This is a genomic window from Streptomyces sp. A3M-1-3, from assembly GCF_024213665.1.
Lineage (GTDB): Bacteria > Actinomycetota > Actinomycetes > Streptomycetales > Streptomycetaceae > Streptomyces.
On the sequence record NZ_JANAVP010000047.1, the window covers coordinates 1 to 15717 of the forward strand.

At 67.3% G+C, this 15717-nt stretch carries 15 protein-coding genes; 9 read left to right on the forward strand and 6 right to left on the reverse strand.

Translation table 11 applies throughout. From position 1 onward, the window contains the following. Positions 1 to 100 precede the first annotated feature (100 nt). Positions 101 to 949 (forward strand): hypothetical protein, encoded by an 849-nt coding sequence (locus tag NLX86_RS32610; RefSeq protein ID WP_254375439.1) that lies wholly within the window; start codon positions 101 to 103, stop codon positions 947 to 949. A 30-nt stretch (positions 950 to 979) separates the two neighbouring features. On the opposite strand, the gene NLX86_RS32615 is transcribed toward NLX86_RS32610, so the two are convergent. Further along, complete coding sequence (locus NLX86_RS32615; protein ID WP_254375440.1) at positions 980 to 1426, reverse strand: DUF6233 domain-containing protein; 447 nt, start codon at positions 1424 to 1426, stop codon at positions 980 to 982. A gap of 927 nt (positions 1427 to 2353) precedes the next feature. Here NLX86_RS32615 and NLX86_RS32620 point away from each other — a divergent pair. From NLX86_RS32620 to NLX86_RS32645, 6 genes are all read left to right on the forward strand, one after another. Then, positions 2354 to 3439 carry a hypothetical protein gene (locus NLX86_RS32620; RefSeq protein WP_254375441.1) on the forward strand — a complete coding sequence of 362 codons (1086 nt, stop codon included), beginning with the start codon at positions 2354 to 2356 and terminating at the stop codon, positions 3437 to 3439. A 258-nt stretch (positions 3440 to 3697) separates the two neighbouring features. After that, a complete protein-coding gene (locus NLX86_RS32625) occupies positions 3698 to 4051 on the forward strand; it encodes a DUF317 domain-containing protein (RefSeq protein ID WP_254375442.1) in 354 nt (117 codons plus the stop codon). A gap of 107 nt (positions 4052 to 4158) precedes the next feature. Then, a complete protein-coding gene (locus tag NLX86_RS32630) occupies positions 4159 to 4449 on the forward strand; it encodes a hypothetical protein (protein ID WP_254375443.1) in 291 nt (96 codons plus the stop codon). 15 nt (positions 4450 to 4464) lie between these two features. Further along, entirely contained in the window at positions 4465 to 5286 is an 822-nt protein-coding gene (locus NLX86_RS32635) for a DUF317 domain-containing protein (protein ID WP_254375444.1), read from the forward strand. A 453-nt stretch (positions 5287 to 5739) separates the two neighbouring features. After that, complete coding sequence (locus NLX86_RS32640; protein ID WP_254375445.1) at positions 5740 to 6720, forward strand: site-specific integrase; 981 nt, start codon at positions 5740 to 5742, stop codon at positions 6718 to 6720. Continuing rightward, entirely contained in the window at positions 6720 to 7202 is a 483-nt protein-coding gene (locus NLX86_RS32645; protein WP_254375446.1) for a hypothetical protein, read from the forward strand. The genes NLX86_RS32640 and NLX86_RS32645 overlap by 1 nt, the downstream gene beginning before the upstream one ends. Before the next feature lie 203 nt (positions 7203 to 7405). On the opposite strand, the gene NLX86_RS32650 is transcribed toward NLX86_RS32645, so the two are convergent. Both NLX86_RS32650 and NLX86_RS35225 read right to left on the reverse strand, forming a co-directional pair. Then, positions 7406 to 11449 carry a trypsin-like serine protease gene (locus NLX86_RS32650; RefSeq protein ID WP_254375447.1) on the reverse strand — a complete coding sequence of 1348 codons (4044 nt, stop codon included), beginning with the start codon at positions 11447 to 11449 and terminating at the stop codon, positions 7406 to 7408. Then, a complete protein-coding gene (locus NLX86_RS35225) occupies positions 11419 to 11508 on the reverse strand; it encodes a hypothetical protein (protein ID WP_374214012.1) in 90 nt (29 codons plus the stop codon). Before NLX86_RS35225 ends, NLX86_RS32650 begins: the two co-directional genes overlap by 31 nt. A gap of 57 nt (positions 11509 to 11565) precedes the next feature. On the opposite strand from NLX86_RS35225, the gene NLX86_RS32655 reads away from it, so the two are divergent. Both NLX86_RS32655 and NLX86_RS32660 read left to right on the forward strand, forming a co-directional pair. Further along, positions 11566 to 12708, forward strand: coding sequence for an IS630 family transposase (locus NLX86_RS32655; protein ID WP_254375448.1), 1143 nt, complete (start codon positions 11566 to 11568; stop codon positions 12706 to 12708). 402 nt (positions 12709 to 13110) lie between these two features. Next, on the forward strand, positions 13111 to 13431 hold the full coding sequence (locus NLX86_RS32660; RefSeq protein WP_302062027.1) for a GFA family protein: 321 nt from the start codon (positions 13111 to 13113) through the stop codon (positions 13429 to 13431). An 82-nt stretch (positions 13432 to 13513) separates the two neighbouring features. Here the strand turns inward: NLX86_RS32660 and NLX86_RS32665 are convergent, their stop codons facing one another. From NLX86_RS32665 to NLX86_RS32675, 3 genes are all read right to left on the reverse strand, one after another. Then, on the reverse strand, positions 13514 to 14209 hold the full coding sequence (locus NLX86_RS32665) for a hypothetical protein (RefSeq protein ID WP_254375450.1): 696 nt from the start codon (positions 14207 to 14209) through the stop codon (positions 13514 to 13516). Positions 14210 to 14286: 77 nt separating this feature from the next. Continuing rightward, complete coding sequence (locus NLX86_RS32670) at positions 14287 to 14733, reverse strand: hypothetical protein (protein ID WP_254375464.1); 447 nt, start codon at positions 14731 to 14733, stop codon at positions 14287 to 14289. 416 nt (positions 14734 to 15149) lie between these two features. Continuing rightward, positions 15150 to 15416, reverse strand: coding sequence for a hypothetical protein (locus NLX86_RS32675; protein ID WP_254375451.1), 267 nt, complete (start codon positions 15414 to 15416; stop codon positions 15150 to 15152). Positions 15417 to 15717 lie beyond the last annotated feature (301 nt).

Consider the following 15717-nt stretch of genomic DNA (forward strand, 5'->3'; position numbering starts at 1 on the left):
CAACGACCACACAGGACAGCCCGTCCTGCGCTCACTGACCGCTTATGACCACTGATCCCTTGGAATCGATCATCTAGGGATGCGAGCGGAGGAGAGCTGCGTGGCGCGACAGGCTGACGTCGGCAGATACCGGTACTGGTCGGACCGGCGGGTGCGAGACGTGGCCGAGGAGGTCGGCCTGGCCCTGGAGCGCGACTGGCAGTGGTCGTTCACACTCGGCCTGCCCATGGCGCAGTTCCAGCTCGGCGAGGGTGCCCGCGCCCAGAACCGGCTGCGCACGGCCGAGCGAATCGTCAAGAAACTCGGCAGCCTCGCGGCAACCGACTTCGACCGGCCGGCACCCGTGCAGTACGCCCGAGGTACCGGCCGCGTGGCGTTCGCCCAATTCGTCGGCACCTACGCCTCGAACGATGCCGCGCTCTGCCACATCCGCACCCAATGTGGCGAGGGCCGACAGGTGGACGTCGTCCTCTTCGGCAGCCTGGAACACGTCGACGGGTTCCGGGCCGGCGACGCGATCGACGACGGCTGGGTCTCGTCCGCGGCCCCCGCGATCGAGGAGCTGCTGCGCAGCCGAGGGACCGAGAACACCTCGCAGTGGGACGACGACCAGACCCGTGCCGTAGAAGCTCTCACGATCGCCCTGCAGCAAGGCGAACTGCCCGGCCAAGACCACGAAGGACGGCCCTGGACCCGCGGCTACACCCTCGGCCATGACCACCAGGCCCAATGGTGCGCCGAAATCTACGCCGACGTCGTCCTGGACGACGCCCGCTGGTGGCGCCTGCAGGACGACCCTTTTCTTCACGGCGCCCACCGGATCGTGATCGGCGCGCCGCTATGGGTACGGGCGCTCCGCCCCGATACCCTCGTCCGGTACCAGGGCGGAGCGTCCGGACGGTTCCGCCGGCTCCTCGGCCGCCGACAAGCCACCGTGCCGTCGCCGTGACCCATCACGGAACACCCGCAGCCCCGGCGGCTAGCCGTACCCTTCGCCGAGTTCGAGCGCCGGAATGAGGACGGTCGCGGCGTCGCAGTCACGGCAGGCCCGCGCACCAGCTCGCATCAACGCGTCCAGGGCCTCCAACGTGCTCAGCTCCTTGCCCCCTTTGCCGACGACGTAGCGGCAGGCGGCGTCGTGCACGACCGTACGGCCGCGGCGCTCGGGTGCCGCCCCCACCACCCAACCTGGCGCTGGCGGCGGAGGCCGACGGCGAGTCGGCACGGCTGAGAGGTCCACGCCCTCGATCGGCGTGAGCTGCCGGTCGGTCACCCAGACCGTGTACTCGGCGGCCTCGACGCCCTCCGGCCTCGCGGTCCACGCCGGCACACCCACCAGGTATCGCCATCGGTACGGACCGGGGACCTCCTGACGCTCGTGGAGCCGGACCCGCACGGTCTGCCCGCCGGGCAAGGTCAGCGTCATTTCGGCAGGGGCGGCACCGGCCTGCCGCTGGTCACCGCCCAGGCCACCCACCTACCACACCCCAGACTCCAGCTCACGCGCCCGTACGCGCAGGGCCACCCGGTGACCGGTCCCGGCCTCGCGCCAATACGGGTGCCACCGCACCTGCACCGACAGGTCCAGCAGGCGCCGCCGCAGCGCTGTTGTCCGTCCTCGCTGAGCCGGATCGGAGAGCGCACGATAGGTACGGTCCCATGCGCATTGCGGTGATCAGGTCCTAGGGGAAAGCAGGGCATCGCATACGAGCTATTGCATCATGTGTTCGATTTCTGTCGCATCTGGGCTGGTGGACGTGGTGGTAGATCGCTGTGGTTGCGACCGCGCTAGGCGTCACATTTGGCCGCCGCCGTGGCCTGCGAGGAATGCCGTGCCGAATCGCGCTCGGCCGGCTCGTGTGAGGCGACGTGCTGATGAGTGGCGCTGCTGCTGCCGGGGAGCGGCAGCAGCGCCAGCAGCCCTACTCCATGACGGCGTGCAGGATGGTCACGGCCGTACCGAACGCTCCGAGCGCCGGAAGCGGTCCCGCTGCGAGGAACGCCACGCCAGCCATCCCAGCGCCGGCGATCAGGATGACCGCCCATCGCTGCGGAAGCCGTTCCGGACCGGGCGAGGAGTTTCCGGATGTTGTACTTCGTCGTATCCTTGCCATTGACAGCTACCAATCAAGAGGTTGGTGTGAAGCGGCCCCGGTTGCCCCCGGGGCCGTTCGCGTTTTCGGCGAACGACGTGCCGCTGAGCCCTCCCGTTGAGCGGCTCACTCTCTATTCTGATGCTCCCAAAAGGGGGTCAGCCGAGATTCGATCAAGGCTTTGACCCGCACGTGACAATAACTGGATACTCTTATGTGCGGGTCAAAACACCTGGATCAAAACCTTGATCGGATCGACTATGTCTGGGGAACTTGAGGCCGTAGTACGCCGGGTCCGCCGCCTGGAGCAGCTGAAGAAGGACCGCTCCGTGCAGCGCGCGAACCGGGTCCTTCAACGGGTGTGGGATGCAGGGCGCCGCCCGGAGAAGATCACGTTGCGCAGAGGGCTGCTGCTGTCCGGCCGGCAGGATCCCGCGCCTCCGCTCACGCAGCTCCTCCGACCCCGTGGTGTCGCGCTTCGCTTCTACCTTCTCGCCGTGTTCGAGGCCCAGTGCCGCCTCGGCGTGGGTGACGAGTGGAACCGTACGGACAGCCCGCCGCTCAAGGGCCCCAACTCCTGGTCAGACTTCGTGGCGATCGACGGCGCCTACGACAAGCCGAGTAACACCTACATGCCCGCCACGACCTGGGACCGGGACATCCAGACGCTGCGCCGGCAGCAGATCCACGGAGCGCTGCGGACGCTGGAGGGCCTTGGACCCGATGCCGAGCGCGCCCTCGTCGAGGTACCAGGTAGACGGAAAGGCGGCCGGGACTACGCGGCCTTCTCCCTCATGCAGGAGACGGGGCGCGGTGACGCCCAGACACCTGCCCTCTACTTCGCCCCGGCGAACACCTGGCACGCCACCTTCACTGTGCCCGCCGAATTCTTCCTTCACGGCTGGATCCAGGTCCTGCAGCCGTCCGAGGTGGCCACCTGGATGATCTTGCGGTGGCTCGCTCAGACCTTCCCGAGGAAGCACGCTGAGTCCGGCGTATACCTGTACGCGAACGACCGCACAGGCTCGTTCCGGCTTCGCCGGGACTCGTACGAGGACGCCTGCAACCGGCTGTGCGAATTTGGACTGATCCAGTACGCCCGGGCGGACTTTGCCGTCCGCTCGAGCTCCGGTCCCTCGTCGAGCCTCGGCCCGGAGGCCGAGGCGCAGCAGTTCCTCATGAGCTTCAGTCAGCCGACCCGCCCCGACATCCACGAGCCCGATCACTACCAGGTGACCGACGAGGGACTTGCCAACGACGCCCTCGAAACATGCAACAAGGAGCTACTCCTCCGGCAGAACAAGCTCCGGCAGCGCGCGCGTGCCGAAGCCCCGTCTTCGAGCTGACCAGGCCGGTCAGGGGCGGCGGCCGACCTGGAGGGGCGACCCAAGTCTCTCCGCGCTCGATCGCGGCGAGCAGCACCGGCTCCCATCCAGCGGCCACGAGCGCGACGTTCACGGTGAAGCCGCCCCGTCCACCTCCTGCGAGTCGCAGTTCGCTGGGGGCAGACGGGAAAGATCCACGAATGACTGGCCAACGTGTGCAGGGGCATGTCAACGTAGACGACCTTCCCCGGAAACACCAGGTCAGAGAGGTGATTGCCCGTGACCGTGGCTCCAGTGAGCCCCGGATTCTCCACCACCGTCGAGGCGCTGCGGCTGCGTGGGTGGCAGCTCGGCCCGGGCCAGCCCACGGTCGTCATGGATCAGTTCTCCGCCGACGACTTCAACCTGGTCGTGGACGATCGCGCGGACGTGCACGTCAACTCGAAGGACGGCCGTTTCTATCTCGGCTGGTTCCCTCTCGGGCGCCCCGGCACCGACGGTGAGGGATGGAAGATCGCCGTCACCGGTACGGCGAAGGTGCGCGGCTACCACGTGTCCTTCGACACCGAGACACCGGCCGATATCGTCGCCGCTGCCGTGGCGCGCGTGCTGGAGACCTCCCGGCGCCTGTAACGCCAGAGGCTCGAGTTGGAGGCCCTCCACGGAGGCTGCTCTACGCCCCTCCGGCGGCCTCGCCAGTCGCCACCCCCACCCGCTTTCCCTCATGCAAGGAGCTGTCCGTGGAGCACACGGAGATGACCGTCGGCGATCTCATCGACCTCTTGTCCGCCTGCGACCGGAGTGCTCCGGTGCGGCAGGCGATGAATCCGTTCTTCCCGATGGCGCACCGCCTCGCCCAGGTCGTCCAGGCCACGGACGAGACCGGGCAGCCCGTCGTCTACCTCGCTGAAGGCCGGGACGCGGATACGCAGCTCGGCCATCTGCCGCCCGAAGTCGCTGTCGAGCTGGCCTGGCAGGATCCCGTCCTGGCGCCCCCGCGCCGTCCACGCCGCACTGCCGGCGGCAAGTAAGACCCCATCAGCCCTTTGGAGGCGCCCCTGCACCCCGACTTCCCGTTCGACCCGTCCACCCCGGCCCGCGCCCAGTCCGTGTACTGGGTTGGTCCCCGGCATCTGGCCGGGGACGACGGACGTCTCTACGACGCCGTTGCCGACACGCTTGCCGGCCTCGGCTGGACGAGCCTGACGATCGTCCGCGGGCGACAGGAGCCGGATGAGGCGCCGGAGGACCGGCAGGTCCTGCGCAGCACCGTCCTGCACATCAGCCCCGACACCCTCCGGTGGGCCCAGTGGGTCCTGCCGGACGAGCCGTTCCACCTGGGGGAGTTGCCGATCGCCTGGCTCGTGTCCGCTCGCGCGGACACGAGCAGCCCGCTCGCCCAGTGGTCGGCCTACTTCACCCCCGATGTCCCCGGGGAGGTCCTCGTCGACTTCCTCGTCGCACTCGACGCCCGTGAACAGCCCGCCGTGCCGCTCGCGCGCCCCGAGCTGGTCCTCGACGCCGTCACGGCGCACGGTTGGCTCCGTGACATCGACGAGCCCGGTGCGGGGGCGATGGACCCGACCTTCACCTCCCACCTCAGCCACGGCGAGGTGCCGCCCCTCATTCAGGACGCCGACCCGCGCGCTCTGCTGGCCGAGGCCGACGAGGCGGGCCCGGCCGGGTGGCAGGCATGGGCCGAGCCCGTGCTGGGCGCGCAGTGCTTGTGGGCCGCGTCGTTCGGCGCCAGCGTGCCGCACGACCTCGTCGCGGCGTTTGCGGCTTCCCTCAGCTCCACCGCACCGGTCCTGCGGCGGGTGCTCCCCGAGAGCACGCGGGATCGGCTGCTGCGCGCCCCGGCCGGCTGACGTCCGGGGACCCCCTGGGCCACTGCGAGCCCTCACGCGGCGAACGATGCCCGGCCATCCGCCGCCCACCCCGCACAAGCGAAGCTCGGCCCCCGATTCGGGGTGGCCGAGCTTCGTGCGTGCTGGGCTGCTGTTCACCGCGAGGGGTGAACACGCCTTCGCATGCGGGGCGTGGAATCCCGAACACGAGCGCGGGCTGCACCGTGAGCAGCACACTGGCACCGCAACTGCCCAGCGCATCGAAGGAGATGTCGAAGTGACCGAACGGACCACCGCACGCGAACTGCGGACGGGCCGCTGCCAGTGCGGTGATATCACGTACGACGTGACAGGCGTTCCGGACGATCCGCTTGTCGGCGCAGATCGGTCGTGTCCCATTAGCTGAAAGCCCCAGGCGAGGGGCACGGGTTTGGGCCTGGTGCTCGCCCGTGTCCCTTACCTAGGTTCAGCCGGGTGCACCTGATCTTCTACTCCAGCGAGGGCTGGCAGTCCTGGGGGCTTGGCGCCAAGCCGCTGATCCCCGAGGGCATGCCGGTCCTCATTGATGCCGACCTGTTGCTCGAGGACGCCGGCCGCCCCCGTGCCACCGTGGTGATCAACCGGTGGCTCCGCGAGCTGCCGGGTCTGGGAGTCCCGGCACGGAAGTCCTGGGAGTACTACGCGCGGGTCCTGCGGGACTGGACACGCTTTCTGTCGGAGCACGGTTGCAACGTCTTCGCTGACCGGCAACAGCTGAAGTCGGTGCTGGGCGCGTACGCGGTGCACCGGGCGAGCGGGCCGGTCGACGTGCGCCTTGCGGCATCGACCTGGAACCAGCATGTGAGCGTCCTGTCCATGTTCTACCGGTGGTCCGTGGACGAGGGGCATGCGTCAGCAGAGCCGTTCAGGTACCGCCAGGCTCAGGTTCTGTTCGACAACGTCGTCCGGCACCTGCTGCTCGCTGAGTACCGTAACTACCAACAAGGCGTCATGCCCTCCGGCCCGGGCGCCCGGCAGCTCATCGACTTCTTCACGAGCGTCGATGGTCAGCTCGTCGCAGAAAGGCCCTCCCCGGCGGTCTGGGGCAGCGACCAAGAAGTACGCGCCCTGATCTCGCAACGCGCCAGCACCCTTCACCTCGGTGCCGCGAACTACTGCTGGTTCACCGACCCGAGCAAGGCATTGTGCCTGCAGCTGGCCGGCACCCCGAAGGCCGACCGGCCGCTCGCCGGACTCTGCGACTCTGCCCGGTGCCCGCAGGCCACGCACCATCCCTGCCACCGTCCAGTCTGGATAGAGACGGTCCGCACCAACAAGGCGTTCATCGACGGTCTCCCTCGCGTGCAGAAGGCCGAGCGCACCCGGCTCACCGCAGCAGTCGAACGGGGCGAGCGGGTCGTGGCCGAGATCGACGCCGCCGCAGGGGAGCGCGAAGACCAGGGAGAAGATGCCTGATGGGCCGCATCAGCGAAGAGGAACGCGCCGGCAACGAGCACGCCATCCGGGCCGCCATGGACCGCGTGCTGGCAGGGCTGCTTCGCCCCGGCCAGCGATGCGATCTCAAGACCCTCGCTCAGGAGGCAGGCGTCCCACGAACCGGCTTTTACCCCAGAAAGACCCCGGACGGCTCCGTCCGGCCCGGCCCTTACGAGCACCTCGCTCACGAGTTCCAGCGTCGCCTCGACGCCCAGCAGAAGGCGGGCACGATCGCTGACCCCCGCGCTGCCCAGATCGAACGACTCAAGAGCGAGGTCGAAACTCTCAAGGCACGTCTCGCGACCCGAGAGGCCGCGATCACTGAACTCACCGAGTTCAAGACGCGGGCCCTGAGCCAACTCGCCGCCCAGCACGCAGAGATCGAACACCTTCGATCCCAGGCAAATGGCCAGCTCGGCACGGTTCGTCAATTACTGAGTCACCCCCAGCCACCAATGTGATCTGCATCACGCGTTGCGGCTCGGGAAACCGACAGCTGCATCCTTCAGTAGTGGTCACAGGCGGAACTATCGTGCTGAAAGGGGCGGGTCACACATCTGTTGGCAGAGGAATACTCGAGCCCCACCGAGCTCCGGCGCCGTGTCGGGTCATGACGTCGTTGGCCACTTGCCGCTTGGGCCGGTCGGCGGCAACTATGCCTTACCTATTCACCGGAACACGCGGCACAGATTGCTGTTCCGGCAGCGATGCAGAGGACACCATTCGACGCGAGAGCCACGGCGTGGACGGGGACGAGCTGGTCGACCACGTCCACGGGACTTCCCGAGGCGTCCCAGATTCGTACGGTTCGGTCGTTGCTGCCGGAGACGATGACGTCCCGGTCGCCGACACGGCCCACCGCCACCGCGCTCACGCTACCGGTGTGGCCCCGGAGAGGGTCGCCGATGGGCTGGCCCGTTGTGGCGTCCCAGATTCGTACGGTTCGGTCGTTGCTGCCGGAGACGATGACTTCGCGGTCGCCGACACGGCCCACCGCCACCGCGCTCACGCTGTCGGTGTGACCGTACAGGGTATCCGTGACGGTCTGCCCGGTGACAGCGTCCCGGATTCGCAGGGCCTGGTCTTGGCCGCCGGAGACGATGATCTCTCGGTCGCCAGCTTGCCCCACCGCCAAGGTGTTGACCGGGTGACTGTGCGAGATTGGGTTACGGATGGGCTCGTGGGTGTCTGCATCCCAGACCTGCAGATGTGTCCCCACTCCACAGGCGATGATGCTCCGGCCAGCGGCGCATCCCAGCGCGACCGCCCGCACCACTGCGCTCGCCGTGACCAGTGGTTCGCGGATGGGCTCGTGGGTGTCTGCGTCCCAGACCACCACTCTGCCGTCGCTGCTACCGGAAACGATGATGTCGCGCTCGGTAACCCTGCCCGCCGCTACAGCTCGCACTGTGCGGGTGTGGCCTTCGAGCCGGTTGCCGATGGGCTGGCCAGTAGCAGCGTCCCAAATTCCTACGGAATTATCGTTGCTGCCGGAGACGACAACGTGGCGGCCGCCGGCGCGGCCCACCGCCACCGCCCGTACCGCGTTGCCGTGGCCTGCGATTGGGGTACCGACCGGATCGTCCCAGACCATCACGGTGCAGTCGCTGCTGCCGGAAGCGATGATGTCGCGGTCGCCAGCGCGGCCCACCGCCACCGCTCGAACTCTGCCGTGGTGGCCGACGATGGGGGCGCCAACAGGTTCGTGGGTAACGGCGTCCCAAACCTGCAGAAGCCGATCACCGTTGCCGGAGACGATGATGTCGCGGTCGCCGGCGCTGCCCACGGCCACCGCGCTCACGCCGCCGTGGTGGCCGACGATGGGGGCACCGACTGGGTCGTGTGTCGTGGCGTCCCACACCCGTACTTGCGCCGCAGGGTCATTGCTGGCGGAGACGATGATGTCGCGGTCGCCGGCGCTGCCCACGGCCACCGCGCTCACGCCGCCGTGGTGGCCGACGATGGGGGCACCGACTGGGTCGTGTGTTGTGGCGTCCCACACCTGCAGCGTCTCGTCTTCGCTGCCGGAGACGATGATGTCGCGGTCGCCGACACGGCCCACCGCCACCGTCTGCACCCCCCCGATGTGGCTCTCCAGGGGGTCGCCAATGGGGTCGTGTGTCGTGGCGTCCCAAATCTGCAGCGTCTCGTCTTCGCTGCCGGAGACGATGATGTCGCGGTCGCCGGCGCTGCCCAACGCCACCGCGCTCACGCTACCGGTGTGGCCTTCGAGAGGGTCGCCGATGGGCTGGCCCGTCGTGGCGTCCCAGATTCGTACCGTGTGGTCGTTGCTGCCAGAGGCGACGACGTCGAGTCCGTCGACCCCGCCCACCGCCACTGCCCGCACGGTGCCCGTGTGGCCTTCGAGAGGGTCGCCGATGGGCTGGCCGGTCGTGGCGTCCCAGATTCGTACCGTGTGGTCGTTGCTGCCGGAGGCGACGACGTCGAGTCCGTCGACCCGGCCGATGGCCACAGCTCTCACCGTTTCGTCGTGGCCTGCCAGGCTTTGGTGCGGAGTACCGATGGCGTGTGACCAGCGTGGTACCAATCCGCTACCGCAGGCATCTGCCAATCGCCGATGGAGTTCATGGAGACCGTTGCGGGCGGCGGTGAGAGCAAGCAGCCGAGTCCGTTGCGAAGACAGCAGCGAGTTCGCCTCAATGGAGATTTGGCGTAGCACCGCGACGATGGGTGCGAGGCTGTGATCTGGTCGTGCTGGTAGGAGTGGAAGAAGCCGTGTGAGGTCGGCGACTGCGAGGAACTGTGGGTCGTCCAGCAGAGTCGGCAGTTGATCACAGGCAGCGGCGTGGTCGCTAGCGTAGCTGCGGGCGTATCCACTTGCCTGCGACCAGTCGCCGTCTACAGAGGAGATGAGAACCTTGAGTAGGCGGTGCTCGTCACTTCGGCGGCTTTGACGGCGCTGAAGTAACTGGTCGGTGAGGGCTTCGTGGAACAGTCGGGTGACTGGGATCCCGTTGTCTGCATGGGTGGGCTGAAGCAGATAATCTGCAGCGGCCGAATGAAGGAGTTCATCGAGGTCCTCGATGCTGACGGGGTAGCCGAGAGCCCTGGCGAATTGGATCCACAGATCGTTGTCAATGCCCGGGCCACGGGCGTAGGCCAAGGTACTCAGTAGACCGAGTACCCGCACACGGTGGCGTTCGTCCAGCCCGTCCAGGTACTTGTCAAGCGCCTCTCCCACGCTGGACGGAATCATGGCTCGATCGAATCCAGGAGCGGCCGGGTCTACGACATTGGGCTGAGTCGACAGCAAGTAGGCAGCCATTGCGACGACCAGGTAGTTGCGGTCGGCCCGCTTGGTGATTGCCGAGGCCAACCGGGCACGCAAGGCAGGGTCAGCTCGGTAGGCGGACCAGGCGTGACCGGGCGGGCCCGGATGTTCGGCGCCAGACTGGTTGAGCAGCGCCGCCGCGTAGTCGTACAACCCAGAGGGATCGAAGTAGCGGTCGGTGTCCAAGTCGACCAGTTGCTGACTGTCGGGTGAGGTGACGCCAAGGGCAGGCAGCAACTCACCCAAGCGGTACGGGTTTTCCCGTGGGCCTGTTGCGAGCGCGCGAGTGGCGACCGCCACCCGTAGGCTGGGAAGGACTGCCAGTTCCCCGAGCAATTCGGCGATTTCTTTCCGTTCCTCTCTGGTGAATGCTTCATCCAGGGCGTCGACTACCACCAGCCAGGGCCCGTCAGAACGTGCTTTGAGAATACTGATCAGGTCGTAGGGGGAGTTAGCGCGTTCCACTCCGGTCAAATCGGCAACGACCTTGAGTAGGTCAATGTGGGTGGCACCGCGAGCGTGGAAGGCTACACCGGGCCCCCGCCCCTTGGTCTGCAGGTCAAGGACTGCGCGAGCGACAACCGCGGACTTACCCGCGCCCGGCTGCCCAGTTACCACTAGCGGGCAACCCGGCGCTTCGTTTGCCATCAACATCTCACGTACCGCGGTCAGAGCGGCATGCCGCCCACGGAACAGGTCCCCACCGCGCGCCAGGCTGCGCTGACCAAGTGCCCGCAGACGGAAGTGCTCCACTTCGCCCGCCGGGTCCGATCCACTCAGCATCCACGGCCGGGGCAAGTCAGGATGGCATTCGGCGATTACGCCCGCTGGCACGAATCGGTCGAACTGGAGCTTTACTGACCCTTCGACAAGCACCCCGACCACAGCGCCGGTGAGCGGATCGAGCACGGGGCCGCCGCTGTGGCCCACCTGCGTGCCGACCGGCCGTACCCAATCCAGCTGCACGGTGCCGACTGTCGTGGGGCCAGACGTGTCAAAGTCACGCCACACACCCTTGAGCTCCTTCTCATGCCGAGGGAACCCAAAGACTCTCACCTGTTTCGGCACTCGCCTTGTTGGCGAAAGCGGAATTGGCGATGGCAGCCACTCCGGCGACTGTTCGCCCAAGTCAAGCACCGTGGCATCTACGGTTATTGGGCCTGACTGCGGCAGAACTCGCTGGACCTGTACTTGCGCCTCGCCTCCCTCTGATCCAACGATGCTGGGAAACTGCACCTGGACTTGTCCGGTCGGCGCTGTTTGACCCAGGGGCTTCACCACATGAGCGGCAGTCAGTAGATACCGCTGATCAATTAGCACAGCCGTTCCAGCGAAGTGCCCGTTCACGAACACGGCCGCAGTCGCTCGCACCTCGGGGCTGTTGGTCACTGTGACCGGTCCCGTGATGGCGACCATCGCAGCGTTACCTTAATGGTGCCTTCCGCCTGGTTCTTGACGAAAAACCACCAGTTCACCTCGCCGGCTACCTTCAGCCCGAATTCCAACTCGACTTCATCAGGCGCTAGTGTCTCGTGATCCTGTTCGGGGAACCTGAGGCTTCCGTGATCGTTGAGTCTGGTATGGATCTCTCCTCTGAACAGATGGCGGAACTGCGGGAGTTGGCTGGGTCTCGGGATGTTCCGGCCGATGTGGCGCTTCGTGCGCGGATCGTGTTGTGGTCCGGCGAGGGGCGGCGGCGCAAGGACATTGCCGAGCTTGCAGGTGTGGCGCCGCTGACGGTGGACCGTTGCAAGGCCCGTTATGCCGAGCTGGGTCTTGCCGGCTTGGAGGAGAAGCGCCGTGGCGGGCCGCGTACCCAGGTGCCGCCGCAGGTGCGGGCTCGGGTGATCGCTTTGACGAGGATGTCGCCGCCGGTGGATTCCGGCCTGTCGCACTGGTCGACGCGAACGCTGGCCGATCATCTGAAGCGGCGGGAGGGCATCTTGGTTTCCTGGCATTACATCGCCCGCATCTGGCGTGAGGAGAATCTGAAGCCGCACCGTTCGGGCACCTTCAAGATTTCGAAGGACCCGGCGTTCGCGGAGAAGGTCACCGATGTGGTCGGCCTGTACCTGGCCCCGCCCGGTGGCGCGGTGGTGCTGTCGGTCGATGAGAAGACGCAGGTGCAGGCGCTGGACCGGACCCAGCCGGTGCTGCCGGTGACCTTTGCGGCGACCGAGAAGCGCACCCACGACTACGTCCGGCACGGCACCACGAACCTGTTCGCCGCGCTGAATGTCACGACCGGCGAAGTGCTCGGCGAGTGCAGGCCGAACCGGAACGGCGCGACCTTCCTGGCGTTCCTGAAGAAGGCCGTCAAGCCGCATGCGGACAAGGAGATTCATGTCGTCCTGGACAACCTGTCCACGCACACCACCCCGGACGTGAAGGCGTGGCTGGCGAAAAACCCGCACGTCCACTTCCATTTCACCCCTGTCGGGTCCTCGTGGTTGAACCAGATCGAAATCTGGTTCGGAATCATCACCCGGCAGTCCATCCGCCGCGGCACGTTCTCCAGCGTCAACGTCCTGATCAAACAGATCCGCGACTACATCAACTCCTGGAACGAGAACGCAAAACCCTTCACCTGGACCGCCACCGCCGACGAGATCCTCGCCAAGGTCCGTCTCGTCCAGACCAGCGTGAAGAAACTCGTCAACAACAACGCGAAGTAACAGAAATAGGATCACGAGACACTAGTCGCGACCGCAAGGATTCGGCCACCTGTTCGGCTGCTGCTGAGACCGACTCCAGTCGGGTCTGCAATTGTCCGCCGTCGACAACACCTGGCTGCCCGCCGTGGAGGTCCACAAGGTCACTCTCTGCCGACTCGAACAGCACCTCCGAGCCGTCAGCAAGCGTATATTTAACGAATTCTGCCATATCAGAGAAATGTACCTTCTAGATCTCAATGGGCGTAGATTTGCGGCGCGATCCGGTGACCGTGTCGTCGTGCAAGCAGGTCGCCCAACGCACTCCCTTGGGCAAGGGTTTCTCAGGCCCACAGGTCGCCATCTATAGAGGGCCGCCCCAACACGAGCCGACAGGACACGGTTTCTGCCGAGACAAACCCTCATCTGTGTTCCTGTGAGCACTGCACTCTGTTGTCCGGCTCACCGGCGATGGCGTGGGTCGGGTTCCGTCGGGAGACGCTGAACTGGACCGGCCGCAGCGGGGAGCCGACGTGGTACGCGACCTGGCCGACCCTGCGCCGTGGCTTCTGTCCGCGCTGCGGTACTCACCTCGTCTCGGTTGCCGACGGCTCGGACATGGTCATGGTGACGACGTTCAGCCTCACTGATCAGAACCGCGGCCTGGAGCCCGTGGGGCACAGCTTCCGTCAGCGTGCCGTGCCGTGGCTAGCGGTCACTCTCGCCCCTGATCCGCTCCACTCGTAGCAGCACCGAGCTGAGAGCCGAGCGCACTGGCGCCCCCGACCGCGGCTGGTCGGGGGTGCCAGTGTCGTCATGTGGCCCGGTGTCAGCGGGCTGCTGTGGCCTTGGCGAGGGCCTTGTCGAGGTGCCGGTCGACGAGGGCTGGCGAGCCGGAGATGATCAGGAGCACGCTGCCGTCGCGGATAGCGGTCTGCTTCACCACGGTGTCGCGCCTGTCGGTGGAGAAGGTCAGGAGCTGGCTCCACTGCTCGTCACCGAGCTGGGGCGCGGTCATCTCTTGCGTGGCCATGTCGATCGCGGTGCCGCCGACGAGGACTTGGTACTCCGGGCAGCCGGTCATGGCATCGAAGATGCGGCCGGTGCCGTCGGACAGCTTGTCGGCGGTGTCGCTGTACAGCTCCTCGGAGACCTCCGAGTTGCTGCTGCCCGTGTAGGTGAAGGTGGCCTTCGCCTGGCGGTGGTAGTCGAGCGGGCCTCCGGTGGCCGCGTCGCCGCCCAGGTCGTTCAGGGCGGGGCAGCCGAGGACGGTGACGTCGTCGTGCCGGGCGGGGCGCTCGGGCTTGCGGGTGTATCCGGCGCCGAGGTCGCTCTCGTCGAGCAGGCGCGTCTCCAGCGCGGCCGATGACAGCGGAGAGTCGCGCTGGTCGGCGTTGGCCGGGTTCCCGGCGCCGGCGGAAGACGTGGCGGAGGGCTTGGCCTCGGTGGTGTCGGTGGAGCAGGCGGGCAGGGCGAGGACGGTGACGGCGGTGAGGGAGAGGGCGGTGGCGACGCGAACGCGCATGGTGGAACTGACCCCTTGGTGCTAGGTGACGGGTGGTCAGTACGGGCCCGTGGGCCGGTGGGGTCGTAGGAGTGGGGTCAGTGGCCGAGGTGCCGCAGGCAGTCCTCGAACGTGTCATGGTGCGCGTCCGCAGGGCCGGCGTGCCGGTTGTACCAGGCGGTGTCGAGACGCGTCTCGTGCTGCTGGTGGCCCGTCCGGCAGCGCAGCCAGACCTGATCGCGGGTGGAGAGGATGAGCCAGTCCCGGTATGCGCCGCACTCGGCGCAGGCGACCATCTCGCCGTCGAGGACGATCGGCTGCGTCCAGGGCATCATCCGGCCGTCGAGCTGGTCGTGGCTCGGGACGCGCAGCTCCGGCGGGAGGAAGTCGTCCACGAGGGGTGCCGGCTCGGCGGGCTGCATCGCGGCCCGCATCCGTTCGACCTCCGGCGGCACCTGACCCTCCAGCCGCGCCCACATCTCGAAGTGCTGGCGCTGCATCTCGCTGGGCTCCTCCGCACGGCGGCGGCGTATCCGGTGAAACACCCTGGCGTCCTCCCTCATCTCGTCCTGCACGCGTCATGATCGTGCCTTAACTCCCCGACCTGCTTCAATTCACAAAGTCCACAGTCACGGCCGTCCGCGCCGGGCCCCGGATCGTCCCGGTGCCTGCTGTCCCGCCTGGTGTGCTGTCCCGTCCCTCGGCATCTTGTCGTTGTCCCGGTTGAACTTGTCCGGTACGCCGTTCGTCCCAGGGGATGTTGTCGCGTACCGCGTCCGCCAGGGCTCCTGGCCCAGGGTGACTTGCCGATCGCCTGAGCTTGTCCTGTGTCGGCAACCTCGGAGTGTGCCCACCGAGGTATGGATGATCCGTACGCGCCGAGCACACACGAAGGGTGGCTCTGCGCGGCCACCGTCGTCCGGATTCCGCTGAGCCAGACCCGGGGTTGTCAGGCCCGGCCTCAGAACTCGCACTCGGCGTCATCGAAGATGACGCAGCCGATGGCGGTGTTATACGGCACGGGGGCCACGATGATCAGGTCCTGCTTGGTCCATGCGACCCGCAGCACCATGCTGACCGGGGCCACGGTCATGTACTCCCACGGATCCCCCTGCGGCTGGTGCATCCCCTCGACTGCGACGGCGATGCAGTGCCCGAGCCCCTCGGTGTAGACGTACCAGGGAGCCAGCTCGGGCGGCAGGGGCCGCGGGTGGGCGCGGCCGGGCACGACGGATTCGCCATCGCATGCCCGGGACAGCCGAGGCACGCATCCCGTCACACGACGGCCGCGGCGTCGCGGACCGCAGACGGCACGGCGGTACGGGCCAGCCCAGCGCCGTGCGTAAGAGCGGCCGGCCACGCCCACCCCCTCTCCCATCCGCCGAGGAGCCCAACGGTCGCGGGCCATCGGCGGACCACACAGCAGGTGCTCCCTCCCCACTCATGACGGACGATGCTAGGTGAACCGATCACGCTGCGCTACAGCGGGTGCTGGACCTCCTCGACCGCTGCTCGGCGCGGGCGCGACG